Source organism: Flavimaribacter sediminis (assembly GCF_019492055.1).
Lineage (GTDB): Bacteria > Pseudomonadota > Alphaproteobacteria > Rhizobiales > Rhizobiaceae > Flavimaribacter > Flavimaribacter sediminis.
In genome coordinates this window covers 506,412-523,670 of record NZ_JAICBX010000001.1, presented here as the reverse complement: position 1 = coordinate 523,670, position 17,259 = coordinate 506,412, and the positions used below count along the sequence as shown (strand labels likewise).

15 protein-coding genes and 2 pseudogenes are annotated in these 17,259 nt (G+C 59.7%); 3 read left to right on the top strand and 14 right to left on the bottom strand.

Annotation, left to right across the window (positions count from 1 at the left end; all coding sequences use genetic code 11):
- The 5 genes from K1W69_RS02500 to K1W69_RS02480 all read right to left on the bottom strand — a co-directional run bounded on the left by K1W69_RS02500 (position 1) and on the right by K1W69_RS02480 (position 4,997).
- A complete protein-coding gene (locus K1W69_RS02500) occupies positions 1-306 on the bottom strand; it encodes a PepSY domain-containing protein (protein ID WP_220226752.1) in 306 nt (101 codons plus the stop codon).
- A 20-nt stretch (positions 307-326) separates the two neighbouring features.
- The gene (locus K1W69_RS02495; RefSeq protein WP_220226751.1) at positions 327-941 is read right to left on the bottom strand and encodes a protein-methionine-sulfoxide reductase heme-binding subunit MsrQ; all 615 of its coding nucleotides are present in this window, start codon (positions 939-941) and stop codon (positions 327-329) included.
- Positions 942-1,073: 132 nt separating this feature from the next.
- Positions 1,074-3,515: a GcvT family protein gene (locus K1W69_RS02490; RefSeq protein WP_220226750.1), complete on the bottom strand. Its 2,442-nt coding sequence runs from the start codon at positions 3,513-3,515 to the stop codon at positions 1,074-1,076.
- Between the two features lie 71 nt (positions 3,516-3,586).
- Complete coding sequence (locus tag K1W69_RS02485; RefSeq protein WP_220226749.1) at positions 3,587-4,747, bottom strand: NAD(P)/FAD-dependent oxidoreductase; 1,161 nt, start codon at positions 4,745-4,747, stop codon at positions 3,587-3,589.
- Positions 4,748-4,760: 13 nt separating this feature from the next.
- The gene (locus K1W69_RS02480; protein WP_220226748.1) at positions 4,761-4,997 is read right to left on the bottom strand and encodes an Lrp/AsnC ligand binding domain-containing protein; all 237 of its coding nucleotides are present in this window, start codon (positions 4,995-4,997) and stop codon (positions 4,761-4,763) included.
- Between the two features lie 196 nt (positions 4,998-5,193).
- On the opposite strand from K1W69_RS02480, the gene K1W69_RS02475 reads away from it, so the two are divergent.
- Positions 5,194-6,021: a hormone-sensitive lipase gene (locus K1W69_RS02475; RefSeq protein ID WP_220227805.1), complete on the top strand. Its 828-nt coding sequence runs from the start codon at positions 5,194-5,196 to the stop codon at positions 6,019-6,021.
- A gap of 19 nt (positions 6,022-6,040) precedes the next feature.
- Here K1W69_RS02475 and ccoS read toward each other — a convergent pair.
- The 8 genes and pseudogenes from ccoS to ccoN form a co-directional block, all read right to left on the bottom strand.
- Positions 6,041-6,187, bottom strand: a pseudogene (ccoS, locus tag K1W69_RS26880) (cbb3-type cytochrome oxidase assembly protein CcoS); the annotation flags it as partial.
- Positions 6,184-8,490, bottom strand: a complete 2,307-nt coding sequence (locus tag K1W69_RS02465; protein WP_220226746.1) for a heavy metal translocating P-type ATPase — start codon at positions 8,488-8,490, stop codon at positions 6,184-6,186. The gene K1W69_RS02465 and the pseudogene ccoS, both read right to left, overlap by 4 nt.
- Positions 8,487-8,993 carry a FixH family protein gene (locus tag K1W69_RS02460; protein ID WP_220226745.1) on the bottom strand — a complete coding sequence of 169 codons (507 nt, stop codon included), beginning with the start codon at positions 8,991-8,993 and terminating at the stop codon, positions 8,487-8,489. Before K1W69_RS02460 ends, K1W69_RS02465 begins: the two co-directional genes overlap by 4 nt.
- 5 nt (positions 8,994-8,998) lie before the next feature.
- Complete coding sequence (ccoG, locus tag K1W69_RS02455; protein WP_220226744.1) at positions 8,999-10,561, bottom strand: cytochrome c oxidase accessory protein CcoG; 1,563 nt, start codon at positions 10,559-10,561, stop codon at positions 8,999-9,001.
- Positions 10,562-10,709: 148 nt separating this feature from the next.
- Entirely contained in the window at positions 10,710-11,573 is an 864-nt protein-coding gene (ccoP, locus tag K1W69_RS02450; RefSeq protein ID WP_220226743.1) for a cytochrome-c oxidase, cbb3-type subunit III, read from the bottom strand.
- Between the two features lie 28 nt (positions 11,574-11,601).
- Positions 11,602-11,754 (bottom strand): annotated as a pseudogene (locus tag K1W69_RS02445) (cbb3-type cytochrome c oxidase subunit 3); the annotation flags it as partial.
- Positions 11,755-11,763: 9 nt separating this feature from the next.
- A complete protein-coding gene (gene ccoO / locus K1W69_RS02440; RefSeq protein ID WP_220226741.1) occupies positions 11,764-12,498 on the bottom strand; it encodes a cytochrome-c oxidase, cbb3-type subunit II in 735 nt (244 codons plus the stop codon).
- Positions 12,499-12,510: 12 nt separating this feature from the next.
- Complete coding sequence (gene ccoN / locus K1W69_RS02435) at positions 12,511-14,130, bottom strand: cytochrome-c oxidase, cbb3-type subunit I (RefSeq protein ID WP_220226740.1); 1,620 nt, start codon at positions 14,128-14,130, stop codon at positions 12,511-12,513.
- Positions 14,131-14,356: 226 nt separating this feature from the next.
- Here ccoN and K1W69_RS02430 point away from each other — a divergent pair, with 226 nt between their 5' ends.
- The gene (locus K1W69_RS02430) at positions 14,357-14,842 is read left to right on the top strand and encodes a hemerythrin domain-containing protein (RefSeq protein WP_220226739.1); all 486 of its coding nucleotides are present in this window, start codon (positions 14,357-14,359) and stop codon (positions 14,840-14,842) included.
- A 61-nt stretch (positions 14,843-14,903) separates the two neighbouring features.
- Here the strand turns inward: K1W69_RS02430 and K1W69_RS02425 are convergent, their stop codons facing one another.
- A complete protein-coding gene (locus K1W69_RS02425; RefSeq protein WP_220226738.1) occupies positions 14,904-15,635 on the bottom strand; it encodes a Crp/Fnr family transcriptional regulator in 732 nt (243 codons plus the stop codon).
- 241 nt (positions 15,636-15,876) lie between these two features.
- On the opposite strand from K1W69_RS02425, the gene hemN reads away from it, so the two are divergent.
- Entirely contained in the window at positions 15,877-17,223 is a 1,347-nt protein-coding gene (gene hemN, locus K1W69_RS02420; protein WP_220226737.1) for an oxygen-independent coproporphyrinogen III oxidase, read from the top strand.
- The last annotated feature ends 36 nt before the right edge of the window (positions 17,224-17,259 follow it).

Here is a 17,259-nt window from a genome sequence, read left to right as displayed (position 1 = left end):
TCAGTCCTCCTTTTTGAAAAGAACCTGACCGCGACGCGCGACCAACAGAAGCTCCAGCGTCAACGGATCGTAATAGGCCTCGACGCGCTGTCCTTCCGGCGTTGTGCCGTAGGCTTCATAACATCCGCCGTCTTCCTTGATCCGGGTGACTTGCCAGCCGTCGGCTACCATCTTGTCCTTGAGCTGATCCGTGGATTGCCAGGATGTCTTGTCGCCGGAATCGCAGGTCATGAGGCCGGTCGCCAAGGCGGGCGTTGTAACGGCGACAAGAATGGCTGCGCAGGCGATAGCGCGGGCAAGAGTCATGTCGTTTCCTTTTGTCATCGTTAACGGGCAGTCTGGGGATTGAGCCGAAGAGTGAGCGTCTTCCAAAGTCTGTAGGTTTCGAGCAGCGCAAGCGGCGCGAAGTTGACGAGCGCCGCCGCCATGTTGTCGTGGATCAATATCCAGTGGGCGAGCGTCAGCAGCGCGGCCGCATAAACCCAGCGCTGCAGCGATTTCCACCATGAGAGCAGGTATCGCTGCGCGGCATTGTTGCTGGTCATGGCGAGCGGGATGAAGATCGCGAAAGCGATCCAGCCGGTCCATATGCCGGGCGCTCCGATTTCATCGAGCACGAGTTTCAACGCACCCATGTCGACAAGGTAAAGCAGAGTATGGGCAAGAGCGTATCCAAAGGCGGCGACGCCCAGATATCGACGTCTGCGCATCAGCCAGACCGGCCATCGCGCTTTCGGGAAAAGCATGCGCAGCGGCGTGATCATCATGGCGACGATCATGAACCGGGCTGCGAACTCACCAGTCGGATGCAGCAGGGCCTGGACGACCGGCTGTCCGTCTTCGAGGGCGCCTCCACCCAACAGTCCGATCAGCATGGGAATTCCCGGCAAGGCCAGCAGGAACCAGAAGAAGAGTCGGGAATTCAGTATATTGGTCAACATGCGCCACTCTCAACTACGTGAAAAAAGAGGTGGCGCATCAAAGAGGCAAGACAAGGAAGCTTGCGCAAATAACCCTTCGCAAAATGTAATAGGCCTGACGGCTGATACATCTCGATACACTTTTGTCGGCTTTCAGCCTTTTGAACGCGGCCGAAGATTGTCCGGATCGAACGGGGCTTCTGCAAGCACACGAGCCGGGCGACGCTCGCCGAAGACGCCGATTTCGAGTTCACATCCCGCAGCATTGAATTTCGGCGGGACATAGCCGAGAGCGAGGGATTTTCCGGTGCGATGACCGTAACCGCCTGACGTCACCAGACCAACCGGCCTTGAACCGGAATAGACAGGAGCGCCGCCTGGCGCCTCCGCGCCGTCGCCCGGCTCCAGCTCCATCATCACGAAATGAAGCGGCGACCCGTTTTCCTGCTCCCTGACAAGCGCGTCACGACCGACAAATGACGGTTTGTCGAGGTCAACGAAACGTTGCAGGCCCGACGCCAGCGGCGAGAATTCCGTGGAAAGGTCCTGCTTCCAGGACCGGAAGCCCTTCTCGATACGCATGGAATCGAGGGCGTACATGCCGAAGCAGCCGAGCCCGAACTCCTTTCCGGCGGCAAGCAATTGGTGGTGAACCGGGATCGCGACTTCAGCGGGCATATGCAGTTCGAACCCGAGTTCTCCTGTATAGGACATGCGCATGACATATCCCCGCGCCATGCCGATGGTCACAGGACGCACGGCCATCCAGGGCAAAACGGCGTCGCCGATATCTTCCCCCGCGACCGATTGCAGCAACGCCCGGGACTTTGGCCCGGCAAGCGCGAGCGTAACATGCCTCGGCGTCAAATCCTCGACCGTTACGAATCCGTCATTTGGCATGTGCGCCTGCAACAGGTCTCTGTCGTGCCAATGACCCGAGGCGGCGCCGACCAGCCAGAAGCGGTCTTCTTCGAGGCGAGTAATCGTCAATTCCGATGCCAGGGCGCCGGCGGGAGAACAGAAATAGCCAAGTGTGACCCGCCCGGTTCGCGGCAGTCTCCCCGCCATCACGCAATCAAGCCAGCCTGCGGCGTTTTCGCCAGCGATCTCGAACCGGCTGAAGCCCGTCAGGTCCAGCAGTCCGACATTGGTCGTCACCGTCTCGACTTCGCGAGCGATCGCTTCATGGAAGTGCGGTCTGCCGAACGTCAGGTCCGGCTCCGCCCTGTCCCCGTCGCCGGCGAACCAGAGCGGCCGTTCCCAGCCTCCGAAGGAACCGAATTGCGCGCCCAGCGACGCCAGCCTGTCATACAGCGGCGAGGTTTTGGCCGGCCTTCCGGCCGGCCATGGACGATGCGGCAGGTTGATTGCGTATTCGTTCTGGTAGACCTCGATCGCCTTGACCGTGGCGTAGGTTTTCGTGGCGTAGTCGCCGAACCTGCGTGGATCGACGCACCAAAGATCAAGTTCAGGCCCGCCATCGACGATATATTCGGCAATGGCTTTGCCCGCCCCACCGGCCTGGGCAATTCCGAAGGTGAAGACGCAGGCCTCGTAGAAATTTGACAGACCCGGCGCCGGCCCCAACAGAGGCAGACCATCCGGCGCATAGGGGATTGGACCGTTGATCACTTTCTGGACGCCGGCGGTCGAAAGCATCGGAACGCGTTTGCAGGCGGCGTCGATACACCATTCGAGCCGGTCGAGATCATCCTCGAAGAGCTGAAACGAAAAATCCTCCGGCGTTCCGCCAGTTAGCCAGTGGGGCGTCGCCCGCCATTCATAGGGCCCGAGGATGAGGCCCTGTCGCTCCTGACGCAGATAGTAACTGTCGTCCGGATCGCGCAGAAGCGGGATATGGTTCGAAAGCCCCTCGAGTTCGGACACAGCTTCCGTGACGAGATATTGATGGGACATGGTGACCATCGGTATCTCGCGCCCAACCATCCCGCCTATTTCGTCGGCGTGATAGCCGGCAGCGTTGACAACGACATCGGCCTTGATATCGCCCTTGTCGGTCGCAACGTCCCAGCTGCCGTCCTTTCTCTGATTGAGGCCGGTGACCTTCGTAAAACGGACAATCTTCGCGCCGCGATCGCGAGCGCCCTTGGCGAAGGCCTGGGTGAGTTGCGCCGGATCGATGTCGCCGTCGTCCGGATCCCAAAGACCGCCCACCAGTCCCTCGCCATTCATCCAGGGATAATAATCGTCGACCATCCCGGAAACCGTGAGCGGCCGCATGTCGATGCCTGCGGCGTTCGCCATGGCCGCCACATGCTCGAATTCCTGCATGCGCTCCTTGTACTGGGCAAGGCGAACCGACCCGGTGCGATGCCTGGTCATCGGGTATCCGACGTCCTCACCCAGCCGGTCGTACAGCCGGGACCCGTAATTCTGCAATTTCATGATGGTCAGGTTGCCGGAGAAACTCGGCGTGTTGCCCGCTGCATGCCACGTCGATCCGGAAGTAAGTTCGTTCTTCTCGATCAGGACCGTTTCCACGACGCCGGACAGGGCGAGATGATAGAGGCAACTGGCGCCGACGGCGCCGCCGCCGATGATCACCACCTGTGCATGAGCCGGAAGATCAGCCATGTCTTGTTCTCCACTGCTGAGGACAAGCAAAGTTTAAAGGGATTGGAAAATCAACGTTAAATCTCCGGCATTCAGCCGGACGCCAATTCCCGGCGCGCCATCATATGGGCGCGCGCCATATTCACCGCATCGACGCACAGGAGCTTGTCGCCGAGGAAATAGCGCACGGCGAAGGACCGGTCGCCCATGCTCCCGTCCAGCTCCGCCCTGTCATAGCCTTGATTGAGCCCGGCGATCTGCAATTTGACGTCATACTGATCAGACCAGAACCATGGCACAGGATCATAGTCGGGTTGCTCGGACAGCATCGCCATGGCGGCGAGCTTGCCCTGATCGATGGCGTTCTGAACGCTTTCGAGCCGGATGTGGCGACCATAGCGCTTTGAAAAGAACGACGCGCAATCGCCTGCGGCGTAAACGTCTTTTTCCGATGTCCGGCATTGACCGTCGACAGTGACGCCGTTGTCGACATCGACGCCTGCCTGCTCTGCAAGATCCGTTACCGGAAGCGCCCCGACGGCCACGAGAACCAGATCCGCCGGAACGGCGTCGCCATTCTCCAGCCGAACCGCCTCGACGCGATCTGAGCCTTCGAGAGCGGCCAGCCGCGCCTGCGTCTTTATCTCAACGCCCATTTCGGTATGCAGGGCGTGGAAGAAGGCGGAGAGATCCGGGCTCACGACACGCTGCATAATCCGGTCCGCGCCTTCGAGAACCGTGACCGGATTGCCCCGCGCGCGCAATGCCGAGGCGACTTCCAGCCCGATATATCCGCCGCCAATGATGACGATCCGCATGTCCGGATTCAGGAGCTCGGAAATCCGGTCCACATCGTTGATGTTGCGAAGCGTATGGACGCCGTCCAGATCGGTTCCGGGCAGGTTGATTTCCCGCGCCTTCGTCCCCGTGGCCAGGAGCAGCTTCGAATAGGCGATGGTCTCGCCGCTTTCGAGCGTAACCGTGTGTTCCGCCGGGTCGAATGATGCGACCGGCGAAGACAGCTTGAGCTCGATGCCGGACTTTTCGTAGTAGTCGTCGGCCTTGAGAAAGAGGCGCGAAGCTTCCAGTTCGCCCTTGAGATAGGCCTTGGAAAGCGGCGGTCTCTGGTACGGCGGATGAGCCTCGTCGCCGATCAGTATGATCCGCCCCTCGAATCCCTGCTGTCGCAGCGTCTCGGCCGCCTTCTGTCCGCACTGCCCTGCGCCGACGATGACAATCGGACTGTCGCTCATGATCCGGTTCCGCTTAAAATGCAGTGAATGTCATCGTTGTGAGCGAACGCGCGATTCCGCTAATGTCCAGCACGTTGTCGTGGATATATTTTCCAATATCCTCGCCTTTCGGAACGTAGATCTTCATCAGGAGATCGAACTCCCCGGATGTGGAATAAAGCTCCGAAATGATCTCGCGCTCATAGAGCGCGTCGGCTACGGCGTAGGCCTTGCCCGGATGGCATTGCAGTTGCACGAAAACACAGTTCATCTCTGACCCTCGCAATTCGGTAGACCGTGTATCACACCGGGCGCAGATCGTTGCAAGACAGTCGACGGGAATTTTGTCGCAATGAAGGGCGGCGCGCATTCGCGGCGGGCGCGCTGCAAACGTGCATTTGTCCCGTAATTTGTGTATGACCCGTCAATTGCAATACTGCGACAGGAAACGGGAGCCGCACGCCGCCATGCTGATGCACCAGATTTCGGATTGGGACGACGCCTACGCGAATTTTCCCCATATTCCCGGCGGGCAGGATTACCCCGCGTCCTGGACGCTCAAGGCCCGCAATTTCCGCGACGCGTTGGCGCGCGACGACAGGGCTGAAAACGGCCTCGCCTATGGGCCGGGAGACCGCAACCGGCTGGATCTCTTTCACCCGAAGGGACAATCGCGCGGCCTCGTCGTCTTCATCCATGGCGGCTACTGGAAGGCGTTCGACAACGCATCCTGGTCGCATCTCGCCCAGGGCGCGCTCGAACAGGGCTACAGCGTCGCGATGCCCAGCTATACGCTGTGTCCGGACATTCGCATCGCCGGCATCACCGCCGAGATCGGAAAGGCGATCGCCTTCGCCGCCTCACGCGTTTCAGGACCGATACGGCTGACAGGCCACTCCGCCGGCGGCCACCTCGTCTCGCGCATGGTTTGCAAGAATACGTCGCTCGACGGCGATGTCGTCGCACGCATAGAACGCGTTGTCTCGATCAGCGGCGTGCATGATCTGAGGCCGCTCATGCATACGGAAATGAACGACACCCTGAAGATCGATCGCAGGGAAGCGCTGATGGAAAGCCCGGCGCTGCTTGAACCGATCGCCGGCACACAACTCGTTTGCTGGGTTGGCGGCGGCGAGCGCCAGGAGTTCCTGCGTCAAAACGCATTGCTCGCCAATATCTGGAATGGTCTGGGCGCCGCCACGGCAAGCGTTGAAGAACCGGACCGGCACCACTTCAATGTGATTGACGGCCTTCAGGATCCCGCCCATCCGCTGACGTGTACGGTGTGCGGGTAGCGGCTCCCTCGCTGTCCTTCGGCCCCTCGTCATCATCATCCAGGATACGATAGGCGGCGCCTTCCAGATCGTCGTACTGACCGCTTTTGATCGACCACAGAAACGCAATCAGTCCCAGCGCGCCAAGAAACAGGGCGATCGGGATGAGGAACAGGAGACCTGTCAAACTCGGGCTCCTGCGCCTGACGCCGCCGAAACCTCCCGCTCAGCAGACTCCACAGACTTGGCCGCAACCGCCAATCCATCAGAGCCAAGGCGCAGGCGGAGCGAATTCAGGATGACGACAATCGAGGAGGATGACATCGCGATCGCGGCGACCAGCGGGCTGGCGAATCCGAGAATCGCCGTCGGTATGGCGATCAGATTGTAGAGGATTGCAAGTGCGAAATTCTGCCGGATAAGCTTGCCTGCGCGCACCGAGGTGTCAAGCGCAATCGCGACAGCCTCGAGGCCGCTATGCAGGAACACGAAGTCGGCGGCGTTGCGCCCGACATCGGCGGCAGTCGCCGGCGCCATGGAAACATGCGCGCGACTGAGCGCCGGGGCGTCATTCAGTCCATCGCCGACCATCAACACCTTGCGTCCTTCACTGGCGAGCGCCGCGATACGATCCTGCTTGCCGGACGGCAACACTCCGGCGCGGAAGGCAGCAACGCCCAGCAGCCGGGCAAGCCTTTCGACGGCGCCCAGCCTGTCGCCCGACAGAATCTCGACATCGATCCCGCGGTTCTTGAGCGTCGCAATGCTTTCGGCCGCGCCCGGACGCAGTCTGTCTTCGAAAAGGAAAGCGGCGAGAAACCGTCCGTCCACTCCAAGCACGGCCTGTGTCGTCGCCGCCATGGCGCTTTCGTCTTCGCCTTCTTCCAGCGCCCATTCCGCGCGCCCGAGACGGTATGTCCGGCCGCCGACCACGCATTCGACGCCCTTGCCCGGCGCTTCGCGCAGCCCCGTGAGCCTCTCTTCCAAATCTCCGCCTTGCGGCGCCAAGCCAGCGAGAGCGCGGGCCAGCGGATGCCGCGAATGCCGACCGATCGCCGCAGCGATGGCGAGACTTTGCGGATCGACGTCTTGTGCGTTGACCAGAACCGGCTCACCCATTGTCAGGGTGCCTGTCTTGTCGAAAACGGCCATATCCGCCTCGGCCATGCGCTCCATGGCGGACCCGTCCTTGACCATGATCCCGTTCTTGAACAGGCGGCCCGCGGCAACCACCTGGACCACCGGAACCGCCAGGCCAAGCGCACAGGGACAGGTGATGATCAGCACGGCAATGGCGATATACAGCGCGTGACCGAAGTCTCGGGAGACAATCAGCCAGCCGACAAAAGCCAGCAGCGCCGCCAGATGGACGGCGGGCGCATAGAGTTCTGCGGCCCGGTCTGCGATACGGCGATAACGCGCCTTGCCGCCTTCGGCCGCCTCCATCAGGCGAACCATCTCGGCGAGGAAGGAATCGCCAGCCGAGGCCGTCGCCTCGATTGTCAAAGGGCCGGTGAGGTTGAGCGTTCCCGCCTGGATCAGGGAACCAGGCGAAATGCGCAACGGCGCGCTTTCCCCGGACACAAGCGAGGCGTCCATGTCGCTCTCGCCGACAATGACCCGACCGTCGACCGGGACACGATCACCCGCAGCGAGCAGGACATGCATGCCAGGCTCGATCGCTTCGGTCTCGATGAAGGTTCGGCCGCCGTCTTCATTGAGTATGGAAGCGCCGCCGGGCGCGAGCTTGCGAAGACCGGCGACCGCATTGCGGGCCTGCTCGCGCATCACATGATCCAGAGTTCGCCCGATCAACAGGAAGAACATCAGCGTCACGGACGCGTCGAAATAGACGCGCTCGCCCGAATGCATGGTCTCGTAAAGGCTCATCGCAAAGGCGAGGATCACGGCGAGCGTGATCGGGACGTCCATGTTGAGCCTGCCCTTGCGCAACGCCGCAAAGGCGGAGCGATAAAATACCTGCCCGGAATAGGCCAGCGCCGGGATTGCGATCAGCGCGGATATCCAATGGAACATGTCGCGCGTCGCCGCATCTGCGCCGGACCAGACCGAAACAGACAACAGCATGATATTGGCGGCTGCAAATCCGGCAACCGCCAGCGATCTCAGGAGGACGCCGAGCGTCTTGTCTTTTTTGTCGGCCGAGAAATCGAAAATATGCGCTTCATAGCCAAGATCTTGCAACGCATTGACGATGTCGGAGGGCGCGCCGTCTTCGCGCCAAATGACGCGCACACGCTTGGTGGAGAGATTGACCCGCGCTTCGTCCACGAGAGGAAGCTTTTTCAGACCCGTTTCGACCGTCCGTATGCACCCGCCGCAATGAACGCCGGGCAGCGCAAGATCAAGCTGCTTCAGACCATCGCCCGCCGGCCTGCTGGCCGCGCGCAATTCGGCGTCGGAATGCCCGCCGGCGCGCAGCGTATCGAGTTCCGCGGAGGCTTCGCTTCCGGCGGCGCAGCAGCTCATTTGTCTGCGCCCGGATTACGAATAATGAAGCGCCGGGTTTCGCTAAACAGTACAGAATCGCCATCCTTTACGCTGATGCGGGCGAGCCATTGTCCCGTCGCGATGGCGCTTTGCGATTCAAACCGGCCGCGGCTGCTGGGCAAAAGCCGCACCTCGCGATCCTGGAGTTCGCTGGCCGGCCGCTGAAACAGGACCACAACCTCGTCGGCCTCGATCGGCGCGCCCGATGCATCGTCAAGCGTGTAGACAATGGTCTCGCCGTCAACATCCAGATCCGACACCCAACCGCGCTTGTGCAACGCCTTTGTCGCCTCGACATCCTCGTCGAAGTGCTGGCTGGCGACATAGGTGTTGTGAACGATGAGACCGCTCCAGCTGTGGCTCGCGAAATAGGCCATCGTCAGATTGACGCCAATCACCACTGCAAAGAAAGCAACAATGATCCCGAGCATGTGCCGACCGGTAAATTCGGCCGGGCGAAAAATACTGTTGAACAGGCTCATCGCCTTTACTCCGGTGCGTTGAACACGGCGTTGTACCGGTCGTACTCTCCGCTTGCCTTGTCTTCGGCGATGAAATGGAAGGACTGCCGGTCCCCCGTAACTTCGCCAAGCGGCTGGCGGACATAAACCTTCAGCGTCCTTAGCCTATCAGGTTCAACGGGAACAGCGAAGGACGTTCCTTCCGGCTGATCGATGTCGTTGATCCTCATTGTCGCGCCTGGCAACCCGTCGAGCGACAGGAAAATGACGCGGGGCTCCGGAATCATGTTGAGCAGCTTGACGGTGTAGCCATTGCGAATGTCGCCGTCAGACAGCGTGACGAATTGCGGATTGCGATCATGGAGAACATTGACCTCCAGGCGGTCGCGCGCAAGCAGGGCGTAGAGCAACGCCAGCCCGACCAGCGCCCATACGCCAAGGTAAAGCAACGTGCGAAAGCGGAAGATGATGCGCCAGTTGAAATGCGTGACCCTGTCGCTGAAACTGCCATCAGCGTTTCGGACCTGCCCGGGATCGATATCCGTCGTTCCGCCATTCGTGGCGATCGCCATGTTGTTTTCGTAATCCGAAAGCGTGGCGTAGGAAATCAGACCGCGCTCGCGGCCGAGCTTGTCCATGACATTGTCGCAGGCGTCGATGCACAACGCGCAGGTGATGCATTCGAGTTGCTGACCATCGCGTATGTCAATGCCCATTGGACAGACGACAACGCAGGCGTTGCAGTCGACGCAGTCGCCGACAACCTTTCCCTCAGCCTTCGCCTTCTTGGCGTGTCGCGAGCGTGGTTCGCCGCGCCAGTCATTGTAGGTGACGACAAGCGATTTCTCGTCGAGCATCGCCGCCTGAATGCGCGGCCAGGGACACATATATGTGCAGACCTGTTCCCGCATTAGCCCGCCGAGCGAATAGGTCGTCACCGTCAGCACCGCAATGGTGATGTAGGCGACGGGCGCGGCCGCTCCCGTCAGCACTTGCCACAGCAACGTCGGAGCATCGGCGAAGTAGAAAATCCAGGCGCCGCCGGTGGCGACAGCTATCAACAGCCAGATCGCGTGTTTGGAGACGCGCTTGAACAGCTTTGCGACCGACCAACCGGCGTTTTCCAGCTTGATGCGCTGATTTCGATCGCCCTCGATCGCCCTTTCCACCACGAGAAAGAGGTCGACCCAGACCGTTTGCGGACAGGTGTAGCCGCACCAGGCGCGGCCGACGGCCGATGTGACGAGGAATAATCCGAACCCGGCCATGACGAGCAAGCCGGCGACGAAGAAAAACTCCTGCGGCCAGATTTCTATGAAGAAGAAATAGAATCGACGATTGGCAATGTCGACGAGCACGGCCTGATCGGGCGCATAGGGTCCACGATCCCAGCGAAGCCAGGGCGTTATGTAATAGATGCCCAGCGTCACGATCATGACGATCCACTTGAAATTGCGGAACCGTCCTTGCGCCCTTTTCGGGAAAATCTTCTTGCGCGCTTCATAAAGCGGCTTGCGCGCCCAAGCGGCGTTCACCGCTTCGGCGTCGAATTGTTCCACATCGGCTGGTCGAGTGGTCGTTTCACTCATCATTCATTCCTGTCACGCAAACCGGCGGCCCGTCATCTGCGAGGGCCGCCACCTTGGCGTCATGACATTTCGAGCTTGTCTGCGCCTTGACGCCGATCAAATGCGGCTCGTCATCCCAGGCCTTCCAGGCGAAGAAAGAGCCTCGCAGTTACTGACCGCCGCCGAGCGAATGGACGAAGACGGCAAGCTGCTTTGCAGTGGATTCGCCCAACCGCCCGAGCCATGCCGGCATCACGCCATGCTGCGGCTTGCGGACCTGCTTCGCAATATCGGCTTCCGTTCCGGCGTAGAGCCATATCTGGTCGGCGAGATTGGGCGCGCCCTGTTCGATGTCGCCTTGCGCGTTTTCGCCATGACAAGCAGCGCAATTGTCGAGAAAGACCTGCTTTCCAGGCTCCACCAGATCGGGATTGGAAGGCGCGCCGGTCAAGCTCACGACATAGGCCGAGACTTCGCGAATCTGTTGCGAATCGAGGATGTCCCCAAAGGCCGGCATTTCCGAGAAATGCGTATCGTCGTCTCCGTCGAAACGCACGCCATGGGCGACGGTCTGATAGATCTGATTGATGTCGCCGCCCCAAATCCAGCTGTCGTCGTTCAGGTTCGGATAGCCGGCAGCCCCTTGCGCGCCGGAACCGTGACACTGCACGCAGTTGATCTTGAAGGCCGCCGAACCGCCAGCCACGGCGAACTGCCGCAATTCCTGGTCAGCGAGGATGTTTTCGAGCGATTCTTCCTCGATCCGCTTGTCGTACACTTCCTGTACTTTTTCAGCCTTCGCCATTTCGTCAGCCACGCTGGCGCGGCTCGAATAGCCAAGAATCCCCGTCGTGGCGGAATTGATCAGCGGCCAGGCGGGATAGAGGATGGTGTAGCCGATCGCCCAGACGATGGTCGCGTAGAAGAAATACAGCCACCAGCGCGGGAGCGGATTGTTGAGCTCGGTAATACCGTCCCACTCATGTCCCGTCGTCTCGACGCCGCTGATTTCGTCAATTTGTTTTTCCGACATCATCGTCTTCCCTGTCGTTCTCGTCCGGAGATTCGTCGTCCTTCAACGGAATCTCGGCTATCTTGTCCGCTTCTTTCCTGCTGCCGGGCCGGAAGGTGTAGATAATCACCCCGACAAAGACCAGGAACAGGAAGAGAAGCCCCCAACTGTCTGCGAAAGTTCGCATCGACTGGTAATCCATGACGATCCCCTAACGATATCCCGAGGTTGGATCGTACGTGGAGAAGTCAACCAGCGTGCCGAGCATCTGCAGATAGGCTATGAGCGCATCCATTTCCGTCAACCGGCCAGGATCGCCGTCGAAATCCGCGATCACCGCTTTCGGGTACCGTTCCTCCACGCCGGCCGTATCGGCGTCCGGATTGGCCTGAGCGATCAAATCGGCGTAAGCGTTTTCAAGCATCTCGTCCGTGTAGGGAACGCCGACAATCCTGTTGGTTTTCAGGTGACCCTCGATGTCCCGAATTTCGAGCTCTTTATCCAGCAGGAAACTGTAACTCGGCATGATGGATTCCGGCACCACCGAACGCGGCTCGATCAGATGCTGTACATGCCACTCATTGGAATAGCGGGCGCCGACGCGCGCCAGATCCGGACCGGTGCGCTTCGAGCCCCACTGGAACGGATGGTCATACATCGATTCAGCCGCCAGCGAATAAGGTCCGTAGCGTTCGACCTCGTCGCGGAACGGCCGGATCATCTGGCTGTGGCAGACATAACATCCCTCACGCACATAGATATCGCGACCGGCGAGTTCCAGCGGCGAATAGGGCCGCATGCCTTCCACCTTTTCGATGGTGTTCTGCAGGTAGAAGAGAGGCGCGATTTCGACGATTCCGCCGATCGTAACCACAAGAAGCGAGCAGACCAGCAGCAGCGTTGCGTTGGTTTCGAGAATTTTGTGCTTGTCGAGAAAAGATGACATTGTTCAGACCCCTCAAGCCGGTTGCGCGACCGGCTGGCTGCCGGGAATGGGTGTTTCCTGACGCTGGTGGCCAAGGATGGTCATGGTGACGTTGTAGGCCATGACGATCCCGCCAGCGAGATACAGCAAGCCTCCGAGCGTGCGCACTATGTAGTAGGGCTTCATGGCCGCCACCGTTTCAGCGAAGGAGTACACGAGGAAACCCTGGCTGTCGTATTCGCGCCACATCAGACCCTGCTGGATGCCGGCGACCCACATGACAGCCGCGTAGATGACGATGCCGAGCGTGGCGAGCCAGAAGTGCCAGTTGACCATTCTGAGTGAATACAGCCGTTCGCGATGCCACAGCTTCGGAACCAGGAAGTAGACGGCGCCGAAGGAGATCATGCCAACCCATCCGAGCGCGCCGGAATGCACATGGCCGATCGTCCAGTCTGTGTAGTGACTGAGGCTGTTGACGGCCTTGATGGACATCATCGGTCCCTCGAAGGTGGACATGCCGTAGAAGGCGACCGCGATCACCATCATGCGGATGATTGGATCGGTGCGGATCTTGTCCCAGGCCCCGGACAGCGTCATCAGACCGTTGATCATGCCGCCCCAGCTGGGCATCCACAGCATGATGGAGAACACCATGCCGAGCGTCTGGGCCCAGTCGGGCAGCGCCGTATAGTGCAAGTGGTGCGGCCCGGCCCAGATGTAGAGGAAGATCAGGGCCCAGAAGTGGATGATCGAAAGGCGGTAGGAATAGACAGGACGGTTGGCCTGCTTCGGGATGAAGTAATACATCATGCCGAGGAAGCCCGCGGTGAGGAAGAAGCCCACGGCGTTATGGCCGTACCACCACTGCGTAAGCGCATCCTGAACGCCCGAGAAAACCGAATAACTCTTTACGCCCAGGAACGACACAGGCACCGAAAGATTGTTCACCACATGCAGCATGGCGATGGTGACGATAAAGGACAGGTAGAACCAGTTCGCCACATAAATATGCGGCTCCTTGCGTTTCAGGATCGTCCCGAGGAACACGAGGAGATAGGCGACCCAGACAATCGTCAGCCACAGATCGACATACCATTCCGGCTCAGCGTATTCGCGACCCTCTGTGATGCCGAGCAGATAGCCGGTCGCCGCCATGACGATGAAGAGCTGATAGCCCCAGAACACGAACCAGGCGAGGTTGCCGCCGAACAGACGCGCGCGGGTCGTTCTCTGGACCACATACAAGGAGGTTGCAATCAGCGCGTTTCCGCCAAATGCGAAGATGACGGCCGAGGTATGCAGGGGACGCACCCGACCGAAATTGAACCATGGCTCGATATTGAGGTCCGGAAAGGCGAGTTGCGCCGCCGCGACGACCCCGACCAGAAATCCCACAACACCCCAGAAAACCGTGGCTATCGTTCCGAAACGGACAACGCCGTCCATATAGCCTGAGCGATCCTGAGCGATGACGGCCACTCCGTCCTCGGTGAATGTCGTCATGCGCAGGAGCACCACGACCGCACAGAGGAGCACGAAGAACAACACCCACATATGGGCGGCGAACAGACTGTCCTGCGCGAATGCCGCGCCCAGCAGCGCCAGGAACGCTCCCACGGCTATGATGATGGTTTCCGTTGCGAAATTCATGTCCGTCCCCTGTCAGCATATCAATGCCCGGCGGCGCAATAAGCCTCCGGTAGCGCCGGTCTTAACCTTCCAGCGACGCGCTGCATTGATCCTGATCAAAGCGCGCGATCTCCCGGCGGGGCAGATTCGTGTCCTGGTGGGTTTCAAACCATTCTAAACTCTTTGCCCAAAACAGCGCGCCTGGCAAGGGTCCCACCAGCTATTGACGGGGAGAACGGTGCAGCAGATGAGCGCTCTAGAATTTCTGAAGAAAGGAGCAAAAAGCCTTGAGGCCTCTGAGCCCGACCCTGCCACAGCGCTTGCCATGGTTCATGATCTGCAGATGGAGCTGTGCGATATTCTCGAAACGATCGCCGACCTGCTTCCTGACCGGCATGACAGGCGGCAATGCGCGGAACTGTCGCAGACTCTTGTGCCGTTGATCACACGATTGCATCGCTTCGAGGATGATGTGTTGTTTTCATCCGCGCTGCAACGATCTTCGGTAGCCGAGCCCGTTTCCCGGGCGATCAAGCGGTTTCGCGGCGAGCACAGCGAAGATGAATTCCGCATGGAGGAACTGTCGGAATTGCTGCGCGAACTCGGCCGCGAACGACAACCGGAGAATCCGGAAGCCGCGGGATACCTTCTGCGCAGCGTTTTTGAGGCTGTCCGTCGGCATTGCGCCTATGAACGGGAGTATCTTTCGAGTTTGCTGGAAGAAGGCTCCTGAAGCCTTTCACCGTTCAGACAGAACCTGCGCAAGTCGCAAAGATGATGTTCAGAACCTGTAATCAATCGACCTGAGCGCGCCAGGCCAATCGCTCGATATCCGGCACTGTGATATGGCGATTGTTGACGATCTGGATAACGCCGTCCTTGCGCAGTTTGGTCAACTGGCGGCTGACGGTTTCGATGGTCAAACCCAGAAAATCGGCGATATCGGCGCGGGTCAGCGGCAGATCGAAAGTCAGTTCCTCGTCCTCGCCGGCGCCTGGTTCGACATGTGTGGCGATCATGTAGAGGAAATTCGCCACCTTCTCGGCCGCCGTCTTGCGGCCGAGCGTCAGCATCCATTCGCGCGCCTCGTCAAGCTCGGCCAGCGCCTGCTCATGCAGCTTGTGCTCGAGTTCCGGCGTCTCTCTGATCATCTTGTCGACGATGGACCGCGGAAAGCTGCACAGCTTGACATCGGTCGTGGCCTCTGCAGTCGTCTGACTTGAGGCGCGAAAGGGCCGTCCGAGAAAATCAGGGGCGAATTGCAATCCGACGATCTGCTGGCGGCCGTCGGGCAGCATCTTGGTCAGCTTGACCACGCCTGACAGGATGTTGTTGTAGCTGGAGACATTCTCCGAATCTGACATGAGTTCAACGCCCGCCTCAACGGATTTACGGACGGAGTTTTTCGATAGATACGAGAGTTGATCCGCTGAAAGCGATCCGCAGACACCCTTGTGTCTGGCCTCACATGCCTCGCACAAAACAGGAATATTCGAATTGTGGATATCTTTACGCTGTCCACTCATAACTACTGCCGCTATCCCTCACAGCCGGCCTCCCGATCGCATCATTTCGCGATTTCTTTTGTGCCGACATATTCATTCATTCTAATTTGCAGCTTCCTGACGTCAAATTCAAAAAAAATCGTGACGGCAAATTGCCACAAGGCCTGTTCACCCAAACGAAACTTGATCGGTATCAAAGCCTGGCGACCAACAATCTGCCATCACCGCGACAACGACAATCCCGTCGCACAGGGTTCGGCAGATGCAGACAGAGATACCGAAGCGCTTCGCAGGCATGGCGCCACGCTATACCAGCTATCCGACAGCGCCGCATTTTCACTCAAGAATCGACGAAGCCGTCCATGCGCGATGGCTCTCCGAACTCGCGCCGAACAGTTCGCTGTCGCTCTATGTCCATATCCCCTATTGCGACCGCCTGTGCTGGTTTTGCGGCTGCGCAACCAAACAGACAAACCGCTACGATCCGGTGCGCAAGTATCTTGAGGTCCTGAAACGGGAAATCGCCTTCACCGCCTCGAAGCTTGACGGAACAGCGCGTGTGACGCGTCTGCATTTTGGCGGCGGATCGCCCACCATGCTGACGCCTGAAGACCTGATCGATCTGTCCCGGCATCTGCGCGCGCATTTCAATTTCGAGTCCCACGCTGAAATCTGCGTGGAGATCGATCCCACGGACATGACGCCGGAGAAATGCGACGCAATGGCCGAGACCGGCCTGACGCGCGCCAGCCTCGGCGTGCAGGATTTCGATCCGGAGATCCAGAAGACGATCAATCGCATACAGACTTTCGAAGAAACTGCACAGGTTGTTTCCGCTCTTCGCGACCGTGGCGTGAACTCGCTCAATCTCGATCTGCTTTACGGCCTGCCGCTCCAGACACTCGAGACGGTTCAAAAAAGCGTGGAGCTTGCTGTCTCACTGGAGCCCGACCGGCTGGCGCTGTTCGGCTACGCGCATGTCCCGTGGATCCGCAAGCATCAGACGATGATCGACGAAAACCTGTTGCCGGGACAAAAGCAACGTCTCGACCAGGCGTCGCTCGCATCCCGCCGGCTGCAGGAGGCGGGATATCAGGCGATCGGGATCGACCATTTTGCGCGACCCGACGACGCCTTGGCGGTCGCGGCGCGCGAAGGCGAGCTCAAGCGGAATTTTCAGGGCTATACGAATGACGAAGCGACCGCCCTTCTGGGTTTCGGCGCGTCGTCCATCAGCCAGTTGCCGCAGGGATATGCGCAAAACAGCCCGGCGACCGCCGACTATATGCGTCGGTTCGATGAAACCGGCCTTGCGACAGTGCGCGGTTTTGAACTGTCTGCGGATGACAGGGCGCGGTCCTGGGTCATCGAACGCCTGATGTGCGATTTCGGTTTCGAGGAGGCAGCGCTGAAGGCAAGGTTTGGCGCCTTGTCGCTCCCGATTTTCCGGCAAGCGGCGGAACTCGCCGCATCGGAGGGTGCGATCTTCAGGTTCGAGGACGGCCGCTATCAAATCACCAGCGAGGGCCGCCCTTTCACCCGAATGATTGCGACACAATTCGACAGCTATTTCGGCAAGGGCCCCGCCCGGCACTCGATCGCGGTCTGATCCTCGGCGCTTGCCAAGCTCCGCCTTCTGGAGGAC

Coding starts and splice junctions, on each gene's coding strand:
- K1W69_RS02500 (WP_220226752.1), bottom strand. CDS start 306: ATGACTCTTGCCCGCGCTATCGCCTGCGCAGCCATTCTTGTCGCCGTT.
- K1W69_RS02495 (WP_220226751.1), bottom strand. CDS start 941: ATGTTGACCAATATACTGAATTCCCGACTCTTCTTCTGGTTCCTGCTG.
- K1W69_RS02490 (WP_220226750.1), bottom strand. CDS start 3,515: ATGGCTGATCTTCCGGCTCATGCACAGGTGGTGATCATCGGCGGCGGC.
- K1W69_RS02485 (WP_220226749.1), bottom strand. CDS start 4,747: ATGAGCGACAGTCCGATTGTCATCGTCGGCGCAGGGCAGTGCGGACAG.
- K1W69_RS02480 (WP_220226748.1), bottom strand. CDS start 4,997: ATGAACTGTGTTTTCGTGCAACTGCAATGCCATCCGGGCAAGGCCTAC.
- K1W69_RS02475 (WP_220227805.1), top strand. CDS start 5,194: ATGCTGATGCACCAGATTTCGGATTGGGACGACGCCTACGCGAATTTT.
- K1W69_RS02465 (WP_220226746.1), bottom strand. CDS start 8,490: ATGAGCTGCTGCGCCGCCGGAAGCGAAGCCTCCGCGGAACTCGATACG.
- K1W69_RS02460 (WP_220226745.1), bottom strand. CDS start 8,993: ATGAGCCTGTTCAACAGTATTTTTCGCCCGGCCGAATTTACCGGTCGG.
- ccoG (WP_220226744.1), bottom strand. CDS start 10,561: ATGAGTGAAACGACCACTCGACCAGCCGATGTGGAACAATTCGACGCC.
- ccoP (WP_220226743.1), bottom strand. CDS start 11,573: ATGTCGGAAAAACAAATTGACGAAATCAGCGGCGTCGAGACGACGGGA.
- ccoO (WP_220226741.1), bottom strand. CDS start 12,498: ATGTCATCTTTTCTCGACAAGCACAAAATTCTCGAAACCAACGCAACG.
- ccoN (WP_220226740.1), bottom strand. CDS start 14,130: ATGAATTTCGCAACGGAAACCATCATCATAGCCGTGGGAGCGTTCCTG.
- K1W69_RS02430 (WP_220226739.1), top strand. CDS start 14,357: ATGAGCGCTCTAGAATTTCTGAAGAAAGGAGCAAAAAGCCTTGAGGCC.
- K1W69_RS02425 (WP_220226738.1), bottom strand. CDS start 15,635: ATGAGTGGACAGCGTAAAGATATCCACAATTCGAATATTCCTGTTTTG.
- hemN (WP_220226737.1), top strand. CDS start 15,877: ATGCAGACAGAGATACCGAAGCGCTTCGCAGGCATGGCGCCACGCTAT.